The sequence below is a fragment of the Streptomyces sp. NPDC054883 genome, from assembly GCF_053610645.1.
This window is the reverse complement of record NZ_JBSGYT010000002.1, coordinates 71,137-91,760: the sequence shown is the minus strand read 5'-3', so window position 1 is coordinate 91,760 and position 20,624 is coordinate 71,137. Positions and strand designations below refer to the sequence as shown.

At 71.3% G+C, this 20,624-nt stretch carries 21 protein-coding genes, 1 tRNA gene and 1 pseudogene; 13 read left to right on the top strand and 10 right to left on the bottom strand.

What is annotated here, in order from left to right:
* Positions 1-236 precede the first annotated feature (236 nt).
* The 5 genes from acs (at position 237) to ACWGH1_RS02885 (ending at position 5,610) form a co-directional block, all read left to right on the top strand.
* On the top strand, positions 237-2,192 hold the full coding sequence (gene acs, locus ACWGH1_RS02905; protein WP_453357108.1) for an acetate--CoA ligase: 1,956 nt from the start codon (positions 237-239) through the stop codon (positions 2,190-2,192).
* 211 nt (positions 2,193-2,403) lie between these two features.
* Positions 2,404-3,840 carry a Na+/H+ antiporter NhaA gene (gene nhaA / locus ACWGH1_RS02900; RefSeq protein ID WP_453354912.1) on the top strand — a complete coding sequence of 479 codons (1,437 nt, stop codon included), beginning with the start codon at positions 2,404-2,406 and terminating at the stop codon, positions 3,838-3,840.
* Positions 3,841-3,892: 52 nt separating this feature from the next.
* A complete protein-coding gene (locus ACWGH1_RS02895; RefSeq protein ID WP_453354911.1) occupies positions 3,893-4,351 on the top strand; it encodes a phage holin family protein in 459 nt (152 codons plus the stop codon).
* Positions 4,348-5,307, top strand: a complete 960-nt coding sequence (locus tag ACWGH1_RS02890) for an alpha/beta fold hydrolase (protein WP_453354910.1) — start codon at positions 4,348-4,350, stop codon at positions 5,305-5,307. The genes ACWGH1_RS02895 and ACWGH1_RS02890 overlap by 4 nt, the downstream gene beginning before the upstream one ends.
* Before the next feature lie 129 nt (positions 5,308-5,436).
* A complete protein-coding gene (locus ACWGH1_RS02885; protein WP_453354909.1) occupies positions 5,437-5,610 on the top strand; it encodes a hypothetical protein in 174 nt (57 codons plus the stop codon).
* Between the two features lie 36 nt (positions 5,611-5,646).
* On the opposite strand, the gene ACWGH1_RS02880 is transcribed toward ACWGH1_RS02885, so the two are convergent.
* The 3 genes from ACWGH1_RS02880 to nth form a co-directional block, all read right to left on the bottom strand.
* Complete coding sequence (locus ACWGH1_RS02880; protein ID WP_453354908.1) at positions 5,647-6,849, bottom strand: MarP family serine protease; 1,203 nt, start codon at positions 6,847-6,849, stop codon at positions 5,647-5,649.
* 13 nt (positions 6,850-6,862) lie between these two features.
* A complete protein-coding gene (locus ACWGH1_RS02875; RefSeq protein WP_453354907.1) occupies positions 6,863-7,621 on the bottom strand; it encodes an NUDIX hydrolase in 759 nt (252 codons plus the stop codon).
* A gap of 106 nt (positions 7,622-7,727) precedes the next feature.
* On the bottom strand, positions 7,728-8,759 hold the full coding sequence (gene nth, locus ACWGH1_RS02870) for an endonuclease III (RefSeq protein ID WP_453354913.1): 1,032 nt from the start codon (positions 8,757-8,759) through the stop codon (positions 7,728-7,730).
* A 210-nt stretch (positions 8,760-8,969) separates the two neighbouring features.
* On the opposite strand from nth, the gene ACWGH1_RS02865 reads away from it, so the two are divergent.
* A complete protein-coding gene (locus ACWGH1_RS02865; protein ID WP_003981529.1) occupies positions 8,970-9,644 on the top strand; it encodes a Crp/Fnr family transcriptional regulator in 675 nt (224 codons plus the stop codon).
* Positions 9,645-9,756: 112 nt separating this feature from the next.
* On the opposite strand, the gene ACWGH1_RS02860 is transcribed toward ACWGH1_RS02865, so the two are convergent.
* From ACWGH1_RS02860 to ACWGH1_RS02840, 5 genes are all read right to left on the bottom strand, one after another.
* Complete coding sequence (locus ACWGH1_RS02860) at positions 9,757-10,050, bottom strand: hypothetical protein (RefSeq protein WP_453354490.1); 294 nt, start codon at positions 10,048-10,050, stop codon at positions 9,757-9,759.
* A complete protein-coding gene (locus tag ACWGH1_RS02855) occupies positions 10,047-10,892 on the bottom strand; it encodes an MBL fold metallo-hydrolase (RefSeq protein WP_453354491.1) in 846 nt (281 codons plus the stop codon). The genes ACWGH1_RS02860 and ACWGH1_RS02855 overlap by 4 nt, the downstream gene beginning before the upstream one ends.
* Complete coding sequence (locus ACWGH1_RS02850; RefSeq protein WP_453354492.1) at positions 10,889-11,818, bottom strand: NUDIX hydrolase; 930 nt, start codon at positions 11,816-11,818, stop codon at positions 10,889-10,891. The genes ACWGH1_RS02855 and ACWGH1_RS02850 overlap by 4 nt, the downstream gene beginning before the upstream one ends.
* A gap of 178 nt (positions 11,819-11,996) precedes the next feature.
* Positions 11,997-12,470, bottom strand: coding sequence for a RidA family protein (locus ACWGH1_RS02845; RefSeq protein WP_453354493.1), 474 nt, complete (start codon positions 12,468-12,470; stop codon positions 11,997-11,999).
* The gene (locus ACWGH1_RS02840; protein ID WP_136216794.1) at positions 12,467-12,631 is read right to left on the bottom strand and encodes a DUF4177 domain-containing protein; all 165 of its coding nucleotides are present in this window, start codon (positions 12,629-12,631) and stop codon (positions 12,467-12,469) included. Before ACWGH1_RS02840 ends, ACWGH1_RS02845 begins: the two co-directional genes overlap by 4 nt.
* Positions 12,632-12,729: 98 nt before the next feature.
* Between ACWGH1_RS02840 and ACWGH1_RS02835 the strand changes: the two genes are divergently transcribed.
* The gene (locus ACWGH1_RS02835) at positions 12,730-13,713 is read left to right on the top strand and encodes an ArsA family ATPase (protein WP_453354494.1); all 984 of its coding nucleotides are present in this window, start codon (positions 12,730-12,732) and stop codon (positions 13,711-13,713) included.
* Between the two features lie 56 nt (positions 13,714-13,769).
* A complete protein-coding gene (locus ACWGH1_RS02830) occupies positions 13,770-15,017 on the top strand; it encodes an ArsA family ATPase (RefSeq protein ID WP_453354496.1) in 1,248 nt (415 codons plus the stop codon).
* A 27-nt stretch (positions 15,018-15,044) separates the two neighbouring features.
* Here ACWGH1_RS02830 and ACWGH1_RS02825 read toward each other — a convergent pair whose 3' ends face one another.
* On the bottom strand, positions 15,045-15,395 hold the full coding sequence (locus ACWGH1_RS02825; protein ID WP_053676911.1) for a WhiB family transcriptional regulator: 351 nt from the start codon (positions 15,393-15,395) through the stop codon (positions 15,045-15,047).
* 395 nt (positions 15,396-15,790) lie between these two features.
* On the opposite strand from ACWGH1_RS02825, the gene ACWGH1_RS02820 reads away from it, so the two are divergent.
* Entirely contained in the window at positions 15,791-18,088 is a 2,298-nt protein-coding gene (locus ACWGH1_RS02820; protein WP_453408366.1) for a transglycosylase domain-containing protein, read from the top strand.
* 77 nt (positions 18,089-18,165) lie between these two features.
* Here the strand turns inward: ACWGH1_RS02820 and ACWGH1_RS02815 are convergent, their stop codons facing one another.
* Positions 18,166-18,627 (bottom strand): GatB/YqeY domain-containing protein, encoded by a 462-nt coding sequence (locus tag ACWGH1_RS02815; protein ID WP_453354266.1) that lies wholly within the window; start codon positions 18,625-18,627, stop codon positions 18,166-18,168.
* A 79-nt stretch (positions 18,628-18,706) separates the two neighbouring features.
* On the opposite strand from ACWGH1_RS02815, the gene ACWGH1_RS02810 reads away from it, so the two are divergent.
* The 4 genes and pseudogenes from ACWGH1_RS02810 to ACWGH1_RS02795 form a co-directional block, all read left to right on the top strand.
* Positions 18,707-19,651: a metallophosphoesterase gene (locus tag ACWGH1_RS02810; RefSeq protein WP_453354267.1), complete on the top strand. Its 945-nt coding sequence runs from the start codon at positions 18,707-18,709 to the stop codon at positions 19,649-19,651.
* A 102-nt stretch (positions 19,652-19,753) separates the two neighbouring features.
* Positions 19,754-19,827 (top strand) — tRNA-Pro (locus ACWGH1_RS02805).
* Between the two features lie 169 nt (positions 19,828-19,996).
* Positions 19,997-20,167 carry a hypothetical protein gene (locus ACWGH1_RS02800; protein WP_453354268.1) on the top strand — a complete coding sequence of 57 codons (171 nt, stop codon included), beginning with the start codon at positions 19,997-19,999 and terminating at the stop codon, positions 20,165-20,167.
* Positions 20,164-20,583 (top strand): annotated as a pseudogene (locus ACWGH1_RS02795) (molybdopterin-dependent oxidoreductase); the annotation flags it as partial. The gene ACWGH1_RS02800 and the pseudogene ACWGH1_RS02795, both read left to right, overlap by 4 nt.
* Between the last annotated feature and the right edge of the window lie 41 nt (positions 20,584-20,624).

Below are 20,624 nucleotides of genomic sequence, written 5' to 3'. Positions count from 1 at the left end.
CGGCCGGGTACGGAACCGGCCACGCCGAGACCGGTGGGGCTCCTGAACCGATAACCTCCCGTATCCGTGCCACCCAGTGGCCCCTTTCCGCGCCCTGCAGCGGGAAGGGGCCATCTGCATGGGCCCTGCCGTGCTATAGGTCTAAACCAATTTCCGGCTACCCCTTGTCACCTGGGCCGCTGACTGATGAGCTATGCCCCGGGGACACAACGGACACCCTGGGAAAGGGAGATGTCGTGAGCAACGAAAGCCTGGCCAATCTGCTCAAGGAGGAGCGGCGGTTCGCACCGCCCGCCGATCTGGCCGCCGCCGCCAATGTCACTTCGGCTGCGTACTCACAGGCCGAGGCGGACCGGCTGGGCTTCTGGGCCGAGCAGGCCCGGCGGCTGACGTGGGTCACCGAGCCGACGGAGACGCTCGACTGGACGAACCCGCCCTTCGCGAAGTGGTTCGCGGACGGCAAGCTGAACGTCGCGTACAACTGCGTCGACCGGCACGTCGAGGCCGGCAACGGCGACCGTGTCGCCCTCCACTTCGAGGGTGAGCCCGGCGACAGCCGCTCGATCACCTACGCCGAGCTCAAGGACGAGGTCTCCAAGGCCGCCAACGCCCTGACCGAGCTGGGCGTGCAGGCCGGTGACCGGGTCGCGGTGTACCTGCCGATGATCCCCGAGGCCGTCGTCGCGATGCTCGCCTGCGCCCGCGTCGGCGCCGCCCACTCGGTGGTCTTCGGCGGCTTCTCCGCCGACGCCGTCGCCTCCCGCATCCAGGACGCCGACGCCAAGCTGGTCATCACCGCCGACGGCGGCTACCGCCGCGGCAAGCCCAGCGCCCTCAAGCCCGCCATCGACGAGGCCGTCGCCAAGTGCCCGCAGGTCGAACACGTCCTCGTGGTGCGCCGCACCGGCCAGGACACCGCCTTCACGGAGGGCCGCGACGTCTGGTGGCACGACATCGTCGGACGGCAGTCCGCGGAGCACGCCCCGCAGGCCTTCGACGCCGAGCACCCGCTGTTCATCCTGTACACCTCGGGAACCACGGGCAAGCCCAAGGGCATCCTGCACACCTCCGGCGGCTACCTGACCCAGGCCGCGTACACCCACCACGCGGTGTTCGACCTCAAGCCGGAGACCGACGTCTACTGGTGCACCGCCGACATCGGCTGGGTGACCGGGCACTCGTACATCGTCTACGGTCCGCTCGCCAACGGTGCCACGCAGGTGATGTACGAGGGCACCCCGGACACCCCGCACCAGGGCCGGTTCTGGGAGGTCGTGCAGAAGTACGGCGTCACCATCCTCTACACCGCGCCCACCGCGATCCGGACGTTCATGAAGTGGGGCGACGACATCCCCGCCAAGTTCGACCTGTCGAGCCTGCGGGTCCTCGGCTCGGTCGGCGAGCCGATCAACCCCGAGGCCTGGATCTGGTACCGCAAGCACATCGGCGGCGACCGCTGCCCGATCGTGGACACCTGGTGGCAGACCGAGACCGGCGCGATGATGATCTCCCCGCTGCCGGGCGTCACCGAGACGAAACCGGGTTCCGCGCAGCGCGCGCTGCCCGGGATCGGCGCCACGGTCGTGGACGACGAGGGCCGCGAGGTCCCCGACGGCGGGGGCGGCTACCTGGTCCTCACCGAGCCGTGGCCGTCGATGCTGCGCACCATCTGGGGCGACGACCAGCGGTTCATCGACACCTACTGGTCGCGCTTCGAGGGCAAGTACTTCGCGGGCGACGGCGCGAAGAAGGACGAGGACGGCGACATCTGGCTGCTCGGCCGCGTCGACGACGTGATGCTGGTGTCGGGACACAACATCTCGACCACCGAGGTCGAGTCCGCGCTCGTCTCCCACCTCTCGGTCGCCGAGGCGGCGGTGGTCGGCGCGAACGACGCGACCACCGGCCAGGCCATCGTCGCCTTCGTCATCCTGCGCGGCAGCGCCTCCGAGACGGAGACCCTGGTCGCCGAGCTGCGCGACCACGTGGGTGCCACGCTCGGCCCGATCGCCAAGCCGAAGCGCATCCTGCCGGTGCAGGAGCTGCCGAAGACCCGCTCGGGCAAGATCATGCGCCGGCTGCTGCGCGACGTGGCGGAGAACCGGACGGTCGGTGACGTCACCACGCTCGCCGACTCCTCGGTCATGGACCTGATCCAGAGCAAGCTGCCGGCCGCCGGCAACGAGGACTGAGCAGGGCGGAACGGGTTCGATCCGGGCCCCGGGGGCCATCCGGCGCGACGCGCCGGATGGCCCTTTCGCACATAAAGTGAAGATCGCCGGATACGCCCTTGCGCACCGCCTGTAAAGTATTGAGAACGTAAAGAGTTACTCAGGGTGCGCCGGGAAGTCTGGTCGGCAACGAGCTCCGCCATGCCGTCCAACCGCCCCGGAGGTGCCTCACGTGGCCGCGCCCAGCCCCACCGACCACCAGAGCCGCAAGCTGCTCGGCCGGCTCTCGCTGCCCGAGCGCCGCTACGTCGCCGACGCCCTGCGGACCGAGACCGTCGGCGGTGTGCTCCTCCTGGTGGCCGCGATCGCCGCACTCGTCTGGGCCAACGTCCCCCCGCTCGCGGACAGCTACGAGAACGTGCGGTCCTTCCACATCGGCCCCGCGGCGCTCGGCCTGGACCTCTCCCTCCAGCACTGGGCGGCGGACGGCCTGCTCGCCGTCTTCTTCTTCGTCGCCGGCATCGAGCTCAAGCGCGAACTCGTCGCGGGCGACCTGCGCGACCCCAAGGCGGCCGCCCTCCCGGTGATCGCCGCCGTCTGCGGCATGGCGGTGCCCGCGCTGGTCTACGTACTGGTCAACGTGCTCGGTGACGGCTCGACGGACGGCTGGGCCGTCCCGACCGCCACCGACATCGCCTTCGCGCTCGCGGTCCTCGCGGTCATCGGCACCTCCCTGCCCTCGGCCCTGCGCGCGTTCCTGCTGACCCTGGCCGTGGTCGACGACCTCTTCGCCATCCTGATCATCGCGGTGTTCTTCACCAGCGACATCGACTTCCCGGCGCTCGGCGGCGCCGTCGCGGGCCTGGTGCTCTTCTGGTTCCTCCTGCGCAGTGGCGTCCGGGGCTGGTACGTCTACATCCCGCTCGCCCTGGTGACCTGGGGCCTGATGTACAACAGCGGGGTCCACGCCACCATCGCCGGTGTCGCGATGGGCCTGATGCTGCGCTGCACCCGCAAGGAAGGGGAGGACACCTCTCCGGGCGAGCACGTCGAACACCTCGTACGGCCCCTCTCCGCGGCCCTGGCCGTCCCCCTCTTCGCCCTCCTCTCCGCCGGCGTGTCGCTCTCCGACGAGGCGATCGCCCAGGTCTTCACCCGGCCGGAGACCCTCGGCGTGGTGCTCGGCCTGGTCGTCGGCAAGACGCTCGGCATCTTCGGCGGCACCTGGCTGGCCGCCCGATTCACCAAGGCCGAACTGAACGAGGACCTCGCCTGGCCGGACGTCTTCGCGGTCGCCTCGCTCGCCGGCATCGGCTTCACGGTGTCCCTGCTCATCGGCGAACTCGCCTTCGCGGGTGACGCGACGCTCACCGGCGAGGTGAAGGCCGCCGTCCTGATCGGCTCGCTCATCGCCGCGGTCATCGCGTGTCTGCTGCTCAAACTCCGCGACCGCAAGTACAGGGCGCTGACGGAGGCCGAGGAGCGCGACGAGGACAGCGACGGCATCCCGGACATCTACGAACTGGACAACCCCGAGTACCACCTGCGGATGGCGCGGATCCACGAGGAGAAGGCGGCGGAGCACCGCCGCCTCGCGGCAGCGGCCGCGACGCTCTCGGGCGGCGAAGCGGCGGCCGGGTCCAGCGCAGAGCGCGGCCGTCCGGCATGATCTGAACTGACGGAGGACAGCCGTCGACGACGGACGACATAGGGAGAGAGCGATGAGCGCGTTGGACCAAGGGGTGCAAGGAGCCGAGCGCACACTCGGCCAGCTGGTCGCCTCGGCGACCGCCGAGATGTCCGCCCTGGTGCACGACGAGATCGCCCTCGCGAAGGCGGAGCTGCGCCAGGACGTCAAGCGCGCGGGCACCGGCGGCGCCGCGATCTCCATCGCAGGAGTGTTCGCGCTCTTCTCCCTGCCGGTGCTGAGCTTCGCCGCCGCGTACGGCATCCACAACCTCGGGCTGGGGCTCGCCTGGTCCTTCCTGATCGTCGGCGCCGCGTTCCTGCTGCTCGCCGGGGTGCTCTCGCTGCTGGCCATCTCCAAGTTCAAGAAGGTCAAGCCGCCGGAGAGGTCCATCGCCTCCATGAAGGAGACCGCGGCCGTCGTCGGGACCGTCAAGCCGCACCCCCGCCCGGTCAGTGACAACGCCGTGGGTGTGGCACGCTCGTCCTCATGACAGCCCCCTCGCCGGCTTCCGGCACCCCGCCCACGGCCGCCTCGGCGGTACGAATCGACATCCCCGGCGGGAAAGAGGTCACGCACCGGGACGTCGCCGCCAACGGGGCGCGGTTCCACGTGGCCGAGCTCGGCGACGGGCCGTTGGTGCTCCTGCTGCACGGTTTCCCGCAGTTCTGGTGGACCTGGCGGCACCAGCTGACGGCCCTCGCCGACGCCGGTTACCGCGCCGTCGCGATGGACCTGCGCGGAGTGGGCGGCAGCGACCGCACGCCGCGCGGCTACGACCCGGCGAACCTGGCGCTCGATGTCACCGGCGTCATCCGGTCCCTGGGCGAGCCGGACGCCGCCCTCGTCGGGCACGACCTGGGCGGCTACCTCGCCTGGACGGCGGCGGTGATGCGGCCGAAGCTGGTCCGCCGGCTCGTGGTCTCCTCGATGCCGCACCCGCGCCGCTGGCGCGCGGCGATGCTGGCGGACTTCGGTCAGACCCGGGCGAGTTCGCACATCTGGGGGTTCCAGCGGCCGTTCGTCCCCGAGCGGCAGCTCGTCGCCGACGACGGGGCGCTCGTGGGCCGGCTGATCCGGGACTGGTCCGGCCCGCTGCCCCCCGAGGACGCCGATGTCGACGTGTACCGGCGCGCGATGTGCATCCCGTCCACCGCGCACTGCTCGATCGAGCCGTACCGCTGGATGATGCGCTCCATGGCCCGGCCCGACGGGCTCCAGTTCAACCGGCGGATGAAGCGTCCGGTGCGGGTGCCGACGCTGCACCTGCACGGCTCGCTCGATCCGGTGATGCGCACGCGCAGCGCCGCGGGTTCCGGGCAGTATGTCGAAGCCCCGTACCGCTGGCGGCTTTTCGACGGTCTGGGCCACTTCCCGCACGAGGAGGACCCCGCGGCCTTCTCGGCGGAACTGGTGAACTGGCTCAAGGACCCCGAACCGGACCGCTGAGCGGACGGACCCGGCAATCGGCCGATCCTTCATACGGTCGTGTGATGGTCGTTCAATTGCCCGGCGCATAGGCCAATTGGCCGCCCCGTACGGGATTACCGACCTTGGGGCCCGGGCACAGCTCGGAGTATGGGCTGGACGCACGACTACCGTGACACCGCACACGAACGCCGCTCGGCCGCCGCGCCGGGCGCCCCCGAGGGGGAGGGCCGCGACGGCCACGACCCTCGGCTCGGGATCCCGCGCATCCTGCGCCGCCGGGCCCGCTGGGTATCGGCCCGGCTGCGCCATCCGCGGATGTAGAGCCCTTCGGTCCCGGTGCTGCTCCGAGACCTGCGTCTAGAGCGCGCAGCCCTGGCTGTCGACCCGCCGTTCGGCGGTCTTCCCGCTCCGGATGTCGTCGTGGATCTCGTCCGCCGTCAGGGCGTAACCGGTGTTGGGGTCGTCCAGTGACTTGGCGAAGACGACCCCGTACACCTTGCCCTCGGGCGTCAGCAGCGGGCCACCGGAGTTGCCCTGGCGGACCGTCGCGAACAGGGAGTACACGTCCCGTCGGACCGTGCCGCGGTGGTAGATGTCCGGGCCGCTGGCGTTGATCCGGCCGCGGACGCGCGCCGAACGGATGTCGTACGCGCCGTTCTCCGGGAAGCCGGCGACGATCGCGTCGCTGCCGCTCACCGCGTCCTTGTCGGTGAACTCCAGCGCGGGCGCCTTCAGCTTGGGCACGTCCAGGACGGCGATGTCGCGCTCCCAGTCGTAGAGCACCACCTTGCCGTCGTAGAGCTTGCCTTCGCCGCCCACCTGCACGGTCGGCTCGCCGACCCCGCCGACGACGTGTGCGTTGGTCATCACCTTGCCGGGCGCGAACACGAAGCCCGTGCCCTCCAGCACCTTGCTGCAACTGGGCGCGGTGCCCACGACCTTCACGATCGACCGCTTGGCCAGGTCGGCGACGCCGCTGCGGGCGAGCGCCGGATCGGGCGCCCGCACCTCGGTGATCGGCTCGTTGGAGAACGGGCTGAACACCTGCGGGAAACCGTTCTGCGCCAAGGTCGAACTGAAGTCCGAGAACCAGGTGTTCGCCTGCGCCGGCACCACCCGCGACACCCCGAGGAGCACCTTGGAGTTGCGGACCTCCTTGCCCAGGGTGGGCAGTGAGGTCCCGGCGAGCGCGGATCCGATCAGCCATGCCACCAGCAGCATCGCGACGACGTTCACCAGCGCCCCGCCCGTGGCGTCGACCGCGCGGGCCGGGGACCAGGTGATGTGCCGTCTGAGCCTGCTGCCCAGATGGGTGGTGAGGGCCTGGCCGATCGAGGCACAGATGATGATCACGACGACGGCGATCACCACGACGGTGGTGGACACCTGGGTGCCGTTGTCCGTGACCCGGTCCCAGATCAGAGGCAGCAGGGACACGGCGATGAGACCACCGCCGAGGAAGCCGATCACCGACAGGATGCCGACGACGAAGCCCTGGCGGTAGCCCACGATCGCGAACCACACGGCGGCGACCAACAACAGGATGTCCAGCACGTTCACGTGGGCCACCGTCTCATGCGCGCCAGTCGATCGTGACCTCACGTGATCGGTCCCACTCCCGCTCCCACCCCGCGAAGTGCAGCAGCCGGTCGATCACCCCGGCGGTGAAACCCCAGACCAGAGCCGATTCGACGGTGAAAGCGGGGCCCAGATGGCCGCTCGGATGGACCGCCGTCACGCGGTGCGCCGGATCCGCGAGATCCGCCACCGGCACCGTGAAGACCCGGGCCGTCTCCGCCGGATCCACGGCGCCGACCGGCGTCGGGACCCGCCACCAGCCGAGCACCGGGGTCACGACGAACTCGCTGACCGGGATGTACAGGCGGGGCAGCGCCCCGAAGAGCTGGACCCCGGCGGGATCGAGGCCGGTCTCTTCCTCGGCCTCCCGCAGGGCGGCCCGCAGCGGGCCCGTGGTCTGCGGATCGCCGTCCTCGGGGTCGAGGGCGCCGCCCGGGAAGGACGGCTGGCCGGCATGCGAGCGCAGGCTCCCCGCGCGTTCCTGGAGCAGCAGCTCCGGGCCCCGGGGACCCTCGCCGAAGAGGATCAGCACGGCGGACTGGCGGCCCCGCCCGTCCTCGGGGGGCAGGAACCGGCTCAGCTGGTGGGGCCGCACCGTACGCACCGCCTCGACCACCGGATCCAGCCAGCCCGGAAGCCCCCGGGTGCTCAGGGTCACGCCGCCGCGGGGGCCGGCGTACGGCTCCCCGCCCCGGGCCCCCGGCGCGCCCGGCGGCACGTCCGTCACGCTCTCGTCCCTCGTACCCCGCGTCATAGGCACCCCTGCTCCTGGATCCGTGTCCACCCCGGCGACGGTGACATTCGCTCAACGCGGCCCGGCGCCGGTTTCGTTCCTCGGCGAGCCGCGCCCGGGCCCCGCACTAGGGCGCCGGGGCGCCCAAGGGCGGTGCGGGCAGGCCCGGGTAGTCCGGCGGCGGGCTCAGCCGCTGGCCCGGGTGACCGCCCTTCTCGTACTTGAGCAGCTTCCGCGCCTTCTCCGGATCGGTCTCGCCCTCCCCGTACGACGGGCAGAGCGGGGCGATCGGGCAGGCACCGCAGGCGGGCTTGCGGGCGTGGCAGATCCGGCGGCCGTGGAAGACGACGCGGTGCGAGAGCATCGTCCACTCGCTCTTGGGGAAGATCGCGCAGATCTCCTCCTCGACCTTCTCCGGGTCCTCCTGCTCGGTCCACTTGAAGCGGCGCACCAGCCGTCCGAAGTGGGTGTCGACGGTGATCCCCGGGACCCCGAAGGCGTTCCCGAGCACCACGTTGGCCGTCTTGCGGCCCACGCCGGGCAGCGTGACGAGGTCTTCGATCCGGCCGGGCACCTCGCCGCCGAAGTTCTCGCACAGCGCCTGCGAGAGCCCGAGCAGGGACCGGGCCTTCGCCCGGAAGAACCCGGTCGGCCGGATCAGCTCCTCCAGTTCCTCCGGGGCGGCCGCGGCCATGGCCTCGGGGCCCGGGTAGGCGGCGAACAGGGCCGGGGTCGTCTGGTTCACGCGCAGGTCGGTGGTCTGCGCGGACAGGACGGTGGCCACCAGGAGCTCGAACGGGTTGCGGAAGTCCAGCTCCGGATGGGCGTACGGGTACACCTCGGCCAGTTCCCGGTTGATCCGGCGGGCCCTGCGGATCATCGCGAGGCGGGATTCCGGCTTCGGCGACCGGGCGGGCACGGCGGGCTTCGTGCTGGTGGGCTTGGCAGCGGCGGGCTTCGCGGCGGCGGACTTCGCAGGCGCCGCGCGGGTGCCGGTCCCGGCCGGCGCGGCCTCCGGCTGCTTCGCGGCCCGCCCGGATGCGGGTTTCTTGGTCGAACCTTTACCCTCGGAACCCGGCGGAGCCGCCGAGGGCGACGTTCCGGGGCCTTGTTCGCCCACGGCTGAATTAGGGGCGGCCGTCACTCCTGCGGACCCCATGGCCTGTGCTCTCACCGGCTTATTGGACACCCGGCCAGCCTAAGGCCGGCCGCTGACACCCGCCCGGACCTCAGGTAACACCACCCCGATGGGGCTCTCGCCACACAGCACGCCCGTACGTCCGGCATCCTTGTGATTGATCGCACTGTTTCAGCCGTCCGGCAAAATGGGGAGCGGTCCCCTGAGCCGGTCGACATAGGAGAGAGACTCGTGGACGACGTTCTGCGGCGCGCCCCGCTCTTCGCGGCGCTCGATGACGAGCAGGCCGCGGAGCTCCGCGCCTCCATGGGCGAGGTGACCCTCGCACGCGGTGACGCCCTGTTCCACGAGGGCGACCCCGGTGACCGGCTCTACGTCGTCACCGAGGGCAAGGTGAAGCTGCACCGCACCTCCCCCGACGGCCGCGAGAACATGCTGGCCGTCCTCGGTCCCGGCGAGCTGATCGGCGAGCTGTCGCTCTTCGACCCGGGTCCGCGCACCGCCACCGCGACCGCGCTGACCGAGGTCAAGCTGCTGGGCCTGGGCCACGGCGACCTCCAGCCCTGGCTGAACGCCCGGCCCGAGGTCGCTACCGCGCTGCTGCGCGCCGTGGCACGGCGCCTGCGCAAGACCAACGACCAGATGTCCGACCTGGTCTTCTCCGACGTTCCGGGCCGCGTGGCCCGGGCCCTCCTCGACCTGTCGCGCCGCTTCGGCGTGCAGTCGGAGGAGGGCATCCACGTCGTGCACGACCTCACCCAGGAGGAGCTGGCACAGCTCGTCGGCGCCTCCCGCGAGACCGTGAACAAGGCGCTGGCCGACTTCGCCGGCCGCGGCTGGCTGCGGCTGGAGGCCCGTGCGGTGATCCTGCTGGACGTGGAGCGGCTGGCGAAGCGCTCGCGCTGACGCCACGGCGCCACAGGCCGGTACGGAAGGGTCCTGCCCCGAGGGGCGGGACCCTTCCGCCGTCTACGGGCGGGAGGCGGGCGGCCGGGGCCCGTGATCAGGGTCCGGCCGGTCAGGGCCCGTCGGTGAGCGCCTCGACCGCGCGCTTGGCCTCCAGGAGGTCCGAGCCGGTGGCGCGGCGGTGGGCGCGGATGGCCTCGACGGTGCGGCCGTCGCGGGCCAGGGCCCGGATCCCGGCCATCCCGGCCGGCTCCGGCTCCTCGATGCCGAAGTGCTCCAGGACCAGGCCCAGACGGCGCTCGAGGCGGTCCGCCCGGCGTTCCAGGGCCTTCGTGCGGAGGGTCACCGCAGAGGTGATCCACGCGGCCGTGGCGATCAGTGCGAGCAGCAGGTACAGCGTGGTCACTCGGGTCCCCCCGGAATCAGTCCGTGATCTTGAAGGTACTCCAGCTGGGCCCGGACGGACCATTCCGCGATCGGCCAGAGCGACCGGTCGACGTCGGCGTAGACGTACGCGACGACCGCCTCCGGGGTGAGGAAACCGTTCTCCACGGCGGTCTCCACCTGGGCCAGCCGGTGGGCGCGGTGGGCCAGGTAGAACTCCACGGCGCCCTGCGCGTCGTCCAGGACCGGCCCGTGGCCCGGGAGCACCGTGTGGACCCCGTCGTCGACGGTGAGGGAGCGCAGGCGGCGCAGGGAGTCCAGGTAGTCGCCGAGCCGGCCGTCGGGGTGCGCGACGACGGTCGTACCGCGCCCGAGGATGGTGTCGCCGGTCAGGACGGCACGGTCGGCCGGCAGGTGGAAGGAGAGCGAGTCGGAGGTGTGACCCGGCGTCGCGACCACGCGCAGCTCCAGGCCGCCGACGTAGACGCCCTGGCCCGCGGACAGGCCCTCGTCGCCCAGGCGCAGCGCCGGGTCCAGGGCGCGCACCTTGGAGCCGGTGAGCTCGGCGAAGCGGCCGGCGCCCTCCGCGTGGTCGGGGTGGCCGTGCGTGAGAAGGGTCAGGGCGACCCGCTTGCCGGCCTCTTCGGCAGTACGGATGACCGCCCGCAGGTGCCCCTCGTCCAGCGGGCCCGGGTCGATGACGACGGCCAGGTCGGAGCCGGGCTCGGAGACCAGCCAGGTGTTGGTGCCGTCCAGGGTCATGGCGGAGGCGTTGGGGGCCAGGACGTTGACCGCGCGGGCGGTGGCGGGCCCGGAGGAGACCACTCCTCGGGGCTGGCCGGGCAGGGCTGCGGCGTCGGTCATGCGGTGGCACCTCCGGGGCGTCCGAGCCGGACGCGCTTGGTGAACTCATCGTGCCCCGGCCAGCTGAGCACCACATCCCCGTCCTCCAGGGCGGCCTGTGCGAGAACCGGGGCCAGGTCCTGGTCCGCGGCCCCGGCCAGGGCGTGGGCGGCGCTCTCGTACGGTGTCAGGGACCGCAGCGTGGAGATGGTGGGCGGCATCATCAGCAGTTCGCCCTTGTCGTAGCCGGCGGCCGCCTCCTCGGGGCGGATCCACACGGTCCGGTCGGCCTCGGTGGAGGCGTTGCGGGTGCGCTGGCCCTCGGGGAGGGCGGCGACGAAGAACCAGGTGTCGTAGCGGCGGGGCTCGAACGCGGGGGTGATCCAGCGGGCCCAGGCCCCGAGCAGGTCCGAGCGCAGCAGCAGCCCGCGGCGGTCGAGGAACTCGGCGAACGACAGTTCGCGGGCTACGAGGGCCAGCCGGTCGGCCTCCCAGTCGTCGCCGGTGGTGTCGCCGACCACGGTGTCGGGGGCTTCGCCGGCGAGCAGCACGCCGGCTTCCTCGAAGGTCTCGCGGACCGCTCCGCAGACGATGGCCTGGGCGCCGCGGGGATCCGTGCCGAGCCGGTCCGACCAGTCCGCGAGGCTCGGTCCCGCCCAGCCGATGCGGTGGTCCTCGTCGCGGGGGTCGACCCCGCCGCCGGGGTAGGCGTAAGCGCCTCCGGCGAAGGCCATGGAGGTGCGGCGGCGCAGCATGTGCACGGCGGGACCCGCGTCGGTGTCCCGCAGCAGCATCACGGTGGCGGCGCGTCTGGGTTCGACGGGGGTGAGGGAACCGTCCGCGAGCGCGCGGATGCGGTCGGGCCACTCCGGGGGGTACCACTGGCCGCCGGCGGGCGCGGCCCCGTGCGGTCGCGGCTGCTGCTGTCCCTGCTCACCGTTGGGCATGGCCGGATGCTACGGCCATCCGGCCCGATGTTCGAGGGCCCCCACCCCGCACCCCTGCCCGGACCACCGCGGGGCGCGGGCATCCCGCCCGAGCGGCAGAACGACGGGCCCCACCCGGCCGGCGCCCGGGACGCCGCCGCCCCCGCAGGGGCGCAGGCCCGGCCGGAGGGGCCGGGGCTCAGGCCTCCGGGGTGAGTTCCACCTGGATTTCGACCTCGACCGGGGCGTCCAGCGGCAGTACCGCCACGCCGACCGCGCTGCGGGCGTGGACGCCCTTGTCGCCGAGCACCGCGCCCAGCAGCTCGCTCGCACCGTTGAGCACGCCCGGCTGGCCGGTGAAGTCCGGGGCGGAGGCCACGAAGCCGACGACCTTCACCACACGCGCGATCTTGTCCAGGTCGCCGATCAGCGACTTGACCGCGGCCAGGGCGTTCAGCGCGCAGGTCGCGGCCAGCTCCTTGGCCTGCTCCGCCGACACCTCGGCGCCGACCTTGCCGGTGACCGGCAGGCTGCCCTTGACCATCGGGAGCTGACCGGCGGTGTACACGTACGCGCCCGACCGCACGGCCGGCTGGTACGTCGCCAGCGGCGGCACGACCTCCGGCAGGGTCAGGCCGAGCTCGGCCAGCTTCGCCTCGACCGTCCCGCTCATGCGGCCTTCTCCCGCTTCATGTAGGCCACGAGCTGCTCGGGGTTGTTCGGCCCGGGCACGACCTGGACGAGCTCCCAGCCGTCCTCGCCCCAGGTGTCCAGGATCTGCTTGGTGGCGTGGACCAGCAGCGGGACGGTCGCGTATTCGAACTTCTTGGTCATGGGAGCGAGGGTAGTGCCTGTCGCGCGGGCCTCTCGCGCGGCCTCGTTGTGCGGCCCGGAACACGAACCGTCCGGCCGACTCGTTAGGCTCGGACGCTGTGAGCAGGCTCCAGGTGGTCAGCGGCAAGGGCGGCACCGGCAAGACCACGGTCGCCGCCGCACTCGCGCTCGCCCTCGCGCGCGAGGGCGGACGGACTCTGTTGGTGGAGGTCGAGGGCAGGCAGGGCATCGCGCAGCTCTTCGGCGCGCAGGCGCTCCCGTACGAGGAACGGAAGATCGCCGTCGCGCCGGGCGGCGGCGGTGAGGTGTACGCGCTCGCCATCGACGCCGAACGGGCGCTGCTGGACTACCTCCAGATGTTCTACAAGCTCGGCTCGGCCGGCCGCGCGCTCAAGAAGCTCGGCGCCATCGACTTCGCGACGACCATCGCGCCCGGCCTGCGCGACGTCCTGCTGACCGGCAAGGCCTGCGAGGCGGTGCGGCGCAAGGACAAGGCCGGGCGGTACGTCTACGACCACGTGGTCATGGACGCGCCGCCGACCGGGCGGATCACCCGCTTCCTGAACGTCAACGACGAGGTGGCCGGGCTGGCCCGGTTCGGGCCGATCCACAACCAGGCGCAGGCCGTCATGAAGGTCCTCAAGTCCCCGGAGACGGCCGTCCACCTGGTCACCCTGCTGGAGGAGATGCCGGTCCAGGAGACGGCGGACGGGATCGCCGAACTGGAGGCGGCCGGGCTCCCCGTGGGCCGGGTCGTGGTCAACATGGTCCGCCCGCACCACCTGGACGAGGAAGCCCTGGGCGCCGCGGCCGGCGAGCGCCGCACCGATGTGGCGAAGGCCCTGTCCCGCGCGGGTCTGGGCGGCTCGCGCCGCGGCGGCCTGGCCGAGCGGCTGGTGGACCCGCTGCTGGCGCAGGCCGCCGAGCACACGGGCCGGGTACGGCTTGAGCGGGAGCAGCGGACGGTACTGGAGGGGCTGGACGTGCCGACGTACGAACTCCCCCTGCTCGGCACCGGCATGGACCTGGCCGGTCTGTACGAGCTGGCGACGGAACTGCGCAAGCAGGCGGTCGACGCATGACCGAGCGGGGCACGACGACGGGCGAGCCGACGACCGGGAAGCTGGTGGATGACGAGATGGGCCTGGACACTCCGCCCGCACTGGCGGTCGACGCCCTGCTGGACGACCCGAAGACCCGGATCATCGTGTGCTGCGGCTCGGGCGGCGTCGGCAAGACCACCACCGCGGCGGCACTCGGCGTACGGGCGGCGGAGCGCGGCCGGAAGGCGGTGGTGCTGACCATCGACCCGGCGCGCCGGCTGGCCCAGTCGATGGGGATCGCCTCGCTGGACAACACGCCGCGAAAGGTCGCGGGGGTATCGGGCGACGGCGGCGAACTGCACGCCATGATGCTCGACATGAAGCGCACCTTCGACGAGATCGTCGAGGCGCACGCGGAGGGGGAACGGGCCCGGGCCATCCTGGCGAACCCCTTCTACCAGTCCCTGTCGGCCGGCTTCGCGGGCACGCAGGAGTACATGGCGATGGAGAAGCTGGGCCAGTTGCGGGCGCGGGACGACTGGGACCTGATCGTGGTCGACACCCCGCCGAGCCGGTCGGCACTGGACTTCCTCGACGCGCCGAAGCGGCTGGGGTCCTTCCTGGACGGGAAGTTCATCCGGGTGCTGATGGCTCCGGCGAAGGTCGGCGGGCGGGCCGGGATGAAGTTCCTCAACGTCGGCATGTCGCTGATGACCGGCACGCTGAGCAAGCTGATGGGCGCCTCGCTGCTGAAGGACGTACAGACCTTCGTGGCCGCCATGGACACGATGTTCGGCGGTTTCCGCACCCGTGCGGACGCCACCTTCCGGCTGCTCCAGGCCCCGGGTACGGCCTTCCTCGTGGTCGCCGCGCCCGAGCCGGACGCCCTGCGCGAGGCGGCGTACTTCGTCGAGCGGCTGGCGGCGGAACGGATGCCGCTGGCCGGCCTGGTACTGAACCGGGTCCACGGCAGTGACGCCGAACAGCTCTCCGCGGAGCGGGCGTTGGCCGCCGCAGAGAATCTTGAGGACTCCGGCATTGTCGATCAGGAGTCCGGGAAAGCTGGACTTCGTGACTCGGACGCGGACACCGGCACTCCCGAGACAGGCTCCCCCAGCGCCGTCGACGCCGACGTGGACGAGATCACCGCGGGACTGCTGCGCCTGCATGCCGAGCGGATGCAGGTGATCGCGCGCGAACAGCGCACGCGAGACCGCTTCACCTCGCTGCACCCCGAGGTGGCGGTGGCCGAGGTGGCCGCCCTGCCCGGCGATGTGCACGACCTCGCCGGGCTACGGGCCATCGGAGAGCAGCTCGCGACCGGGGTTCCGGCCGGAGCGTAGGCGTTCGTACGTGCGGCTGGGGGCGGTTTACCCGGCTGCCGCGTACGTCTCGTACGGAACGTCGATCTCCGCGTCGACATCCATGGTGAGGATGCCCGTACTGCGCTCGTACTCCGTGCGGGCGGTTTCGAGCAGCCGTCGCCACGAGGTGACGGTGGGACGCCGGCGCAGCAACGCGCGACGCTCCCGCTCGGTCATTCCGCCCCATACTCCGAACTCGACACGGTTGTCGAGCGCGTCGGCCAGGCACTCGGTCCGCACCGGACATCCGGTGCACACCGCCTTGGCCCTGTTCTGTGCCGCTCCTTGAACGAACAGTTCATCCGGATCGGTAGTGCGGCAGGCTGCCTGCGCACTCCAGTCGGTAACCCAGCCCATCCCGGCGCCGTCCTCTCCCGAATCGAGGCTCCCCCACGGCGGTAGCGGCATATTCACCGCTGCCAGTTGAGGACGTTACGGAAGGCGGGCACAGTGCAACACCCCCGTCGGGCCCAATCTTGAATGGTCCGAACGGACTATGGGTAAGCGGCAGATCACCCGACGGAGTGATCGGACGACATGCCCGACCATTCCGGCGATTCGGGTGAAATCGGGGAATCACCGGTGGGCACCGTCCGAGTGAACGGCGAGATTCGGACATCAGTCCATCCCATTCGGCAAGGGTGAAAATCAAGCCGAGGGGTTGATGTCGCGCCGGGCTGCTGTGACAGTTGGGCCAGCTTAGGCCAAGGCATTCGCGCGTGTCCGGCGAATGAGAACGTAGGCTGCCCTCCATGGGAAAGAAGCGCTCGGGCGGCGGGCTCACGGGGCCGCAACAGGCCGCCAAGTTCCTCGGGGTGTCGGTTCTCTCCGGAGTCGTACTGGCCGGCATCGCGATCCCGGGCGCCGGCGCCCTGGGCCTCGCGGCCAAGGGGACGGTCGAGGGATTCGACGAGATCCCGGCCAATCTCAAGACACCTCCGTTGAGCCAGCGCACCACGATTCTGGACGCGGAGGGTGGCTTGATCGCCACCGTCTATTCACGGGACCGGCAGGTCGTCCCGCTGACGGCCATCTCCCCGTACATGCAGAAGGCGATCGTCGCCATCGAGGACTCGCGTTTCTACGAACACGGCGCGGTCGACCTCAAGGGCATCCTGCGCGCGGTCAACCGCAACGCGCAGGAAGGCGGTGCGGCCCAGGGCGCGTCCACGCTCACGCAGCAGTACGTGAAGAACGTCTTCGTCGAGGAAGCCGGCGACGACGAGTCGAAGGTGCGCGAGGCGCAGGAGAAGAGCCTCGGGCGCAAGATCCGCGAGCTGAAGTACTCGATCCAGGTCGAGGAGGAACTCGGGAAGAAGAAGATCCTCGAGAACTACCTCAACATCACCTACTTCGGCCAGCAGGCGTACGGAATCGAATCGGCGTCCCAGCGCTACTTCAGCAAGCCGGCCAAGGACCTGACGCTGGACGAGTCCGCGCTGCTGGCCGGCGTGGTGCAGTCGCCGACCCGGTACGACCCGGTCAACGACTCCCAGGAGGCGATGAAGCGCCGCAACGTCGTCCTCCAGCGGATGGCCGACATGAAGGACATCTCGCAGGCGGAGGCCGACGAGGCGAAGGAAAAGCCGGTCACGCTCAAGGTGACCCGGCCCAAGAACGGCTGCATCACCGCGGTGAAGGGCGCCGGCTTCTTCTGTGACTACGTGCGCAACACGTTCCTGACCGACCCGGTGTTCGGCAAGACCCGCGAGGAGCGCGCGAAGCTCTGGAACCGCGGCGGCCTGACCGTCCGTACGACCCTCGACCCGCAGTCGCAGGACTCGGTCAACGAGTCCATCAAGGAACACGTCCACCAGGACGACAAGGTCGCGACGGCCGTCACCCTCGTACAGCCCGGCACCGGCCGGGTGCTCGGGATGGGCCAGTCCAAGCCGTACGGCTTCGGCAAGGACGAGACGCAGATCAACTACTCCGTGGACAAGCGGATGGGCGGTTCGAACTTCGGCTTCCCGACCGGCTCCACCTTCAAGCCGTTCGTCGCGGCCGCGGCCATCGAGCAGGGCATGCCGCCGACCAAGATGTACGCCTCCCCGCACGACATGGAGTACCCGAGCGGCGTGCAGACCTGCGGCGACAAGCCCTGGGTCAACGACAGCAAGCCCAAGGACCGGGTGGAGAACGAGTCGGAGTCCGAGGCCGGGCCGTACGGGATGAGGGAGGCGATGGCCAAGTCGGTCAACACCTACTTCGTCGAGATGATCAGCGACATCGGGCTGTGCCCGGTCACCGAGATGACCACCAAGCTCGGCGTCGTCCCGGCCGACGGCGCCAAGCTGCCGGAGGTCCCCGCCATCGCGCTCGGCACCCAGGGCATGTCCCCGCTGACCATGGCCAACGCCTACGCGACCTTCGCCAACCGGGGCGTGCGCTGCACCCCGGTCGCCATCGAGTCGATCACCGATGCGCACGGCAAGGCGCTCTCCGTCCCCAAGTCGCAGTGCGAGCGGGTGATGTCGGAGAAGACGGCCGACACCATCAACACCCTGCTGCTCGGCGTGGTCGACTCCGGTACGGGTGCCCAGGCGGGCCTCACCGACCGGCAGAGCGCGGGCAAGACGGGTACCACCGAGAACCGCTACAACGCCTGGTTCGTCGGGTACACCCCGAACATGGCCGGCGCGACCTGGGTCGGCTCCGCGGGCCTCAAGCAGGTGTCGATGGAGAACATCACCATCGGCGGCGAGTTCTACGACAAGGTCTACGGCGGCGGGCTGCCCGGCCCGATCTGGAAGCAGGCGGTGACGGGCGCGCTGGCGGGCCGGGAGAACCAGAGCTTCTCGACGCTGTTCATCGGGGACACCGCCTCGCCGTCCGGGGGCGCCCGCGGCAACCGGCCGGTCCAGCCGGCCAACCCCACCCCGGCGAAGCCGGGCAAGCCGGGCAAGCCGGGCAAGCCCGGACGGGACGGCAAGCCGGGCGACGGCGATCCGGGCGGGGCGACGATCGCCGGAACCGGGGGCGGCGTTCCCGTCGACCCCTTCCCCGGGCTCCCTATCCCGCCGGGCACGATCGGCGGCGACGTCCAGTAGCCCGTACAGGGCCCCGTACATGAGGGAGGCCCCCGCCGGATGTCCGGCGGGGGCCTCCCTCATATGTACATGTACGCCTAGGACAGCCGCTGCTTGACGGCCGCGGCGACGCGGCCGCCGTCCGCCAGCCCGGCGACCTTCGGGTTCACGATCTTCATGACGGCGCCCATGGCCCGCGGCCCCTCGGCCCCGGCCGCCTTCGCCTCCGCGACGGCCTGTGCCACGATCTCGCCGAGCTCGTCGTCCGTGAGCTGCTTGGGCAGGTACTTGTCGAGGAACTCACCCTCCGCGAGCTCCCGTGCCGCCGACTCGGCGCGACCACCCTGACTGAACGCCTCCGCGGCCTCGCGGCGCTTCTTCGCCTCCTTGGCGATCACCTTGAGGACTTCGTCGTCGGAGAGGACGCGCGCTTCCTTGCCCGCGACCTCCTCCTTGGTGATGGCGGAGAGGGTCAGCCGCAGCGTGGACGAGCTGAGCTCGTCGCGCGCCTTGATGGCAGTGGTGAGGTCTTCCTGGAGCTTGGCCTTGAGCGTGGTCATGCACCGAGTCTGCCAGGTGCGGCGGCGTCGGCGCCCGCCGGTTTTCCGCAGCGGTGACGCGGGGTGCGACGATGGGGTCATGCGTGCGCGTTACGGAGTACCCCTGAAGGTCACCGCCGGGATCGCGGCGGTGGGGGCCGCGGGTGTGGCCTATGCGGCCGGATTCGAGGCGCGGTCGTTCCGGCTGCGCCGGGTGACGGTTCCCGTCCTCCCCGCCGGAATGCGGCCCCTGCGGATACTGCAGGTGTCGGACATCCACATGGTCGGCGGCCAGCGCAAGAAGCGCGCCTGGCTCCAGTCGCTCGCCGGGCTACGGCCGGACTTCGTGGTGAACACGGGCGACAACCTCTCCGACACGGAGGGCGTGCCGGAGGTGCTGGACGCCCTGGGACCGCTGATGTCCTTCCCCGGCGTGTACGTCTTCGGCTCGAACGACTACTACGGGCCGCGGCTGCGCAACCCCGCTCGCTACCTGATCGAGAAGACGCAGGGCCGGCACGGGCTGAACGGCAACAAGCCGGTCGTCGGCGCCGTGCACAACCCGTGGGAGGAGCTGCGCGACGCCTTCGACGCGGCCGGCTGGCTGAACCTGACCAACGCGCGGGCCCGGATGAAGCTGGACGGGCTGGAGATCGCCTTCACCGGCCTGGACGATCCGCACATCAAGCGGGACCGCTACGCGATGGTCGCGGGCGGACCGGAGGCGGACGCCGACTTCTCGATGGCGGTGGTCCACGCCCCGTACCTGCGCGTCCTCGAAGCCTTCACCGCCGACCGCTACCCGCTGATCCTGGCCGGCCACACGCACGGCGGGCAGCTGTGCATCCCCTTCTACGGGGCCCTGGTGACCAACTGCGACCTGGACACCGACCGGGTCAAGGGCCTGTCCACGCACACGGCGAACGGCAACCGGTCGTACCTGCACGTCTCCGCGGGCTGCGGCACCAACCGCTTCACCCCGGTCCGCTTCGCCTGCCCCCCGGAGGCCACCCTCCTGACGCTGACCCCCGCCCAGCCCGGCTGACCGCCCGGCGGGCGCCCCGCGAAAACCGGATTTCGTCTCCGGCCGACGGTCCGCTAAAGTAATCGATGTCGCCAGGACAGCACACGCTGCACAGGTGACGATCGGGGTGTAGCGCAGCTTGGCAGCGCGCTTCGTTCGGGACGAAGAGGTCGTGGGTTCAAATCCCGCCACCCCGACTTCGCAAGACCAGGTCAAGGGCTTGATCCGCATCGCGGGTCAGGCCCTTCCTGCGTTTCCGCGCCTTTCCGTGCGCCCGCCTGCCGGACGGGGTGCCGCCCCCGGTCGGCCGGCGGGTCGCTCCGTCCCGGGTCGTCGCCGCCGACGTGCCGGGGGTGGTGCGCGACGATGAGGGGATGGAGCGGGCGTTCCCGGACGCGTCGCGGCCGTCGGGAGGGGATCGGCCCGGACGAGCCGGCGCTGGCCGCCCGCAACCACGGGCTGCCCCTGGAGGCGCTGCGCTACGAGGCCCCCGCCGGGCTGGTCCACTATGACATCCCCGCCAGCCCTGGACGCTGACCGTCGGCGGCCGGGTCCGTACGCGGCCGGTCCTGGACCCGGCGGCCCTGCGGGCGCTGCCCGCGGTCACGCACCGGGTCACCATGTGCGCGGGCAACGGCCGGGCTCGGCTGTCGTCGCGGCCCGTGAGCCAGCCGTGGCTGGTGGAGGCGGTGGACACCGCCGACTGGACAAGCGTGCCGCTGCGGACGGTCCTCACCGAGGCGGTACTGGAACCGGACGCCCTCGAAGCCGTCTTCACCGGCGCCGACCACGGCGTGGAGCGCGGCGTCGAACAGGACTACCAGCGCAGCCTGCCGCCGGCCGTCGCGACGGGTACGGACCCGGAGGTGCTGATCGCTTGCGCGATGAACGGCCTTGCCGCTGCCCCCGCGGCACGGGTATCCGCTGCGCCTGGTGGTTCTGGCTGGTACGGCATGGCGCACGTGAAGTGGCTGCGGGACATCACCTTGGCCGA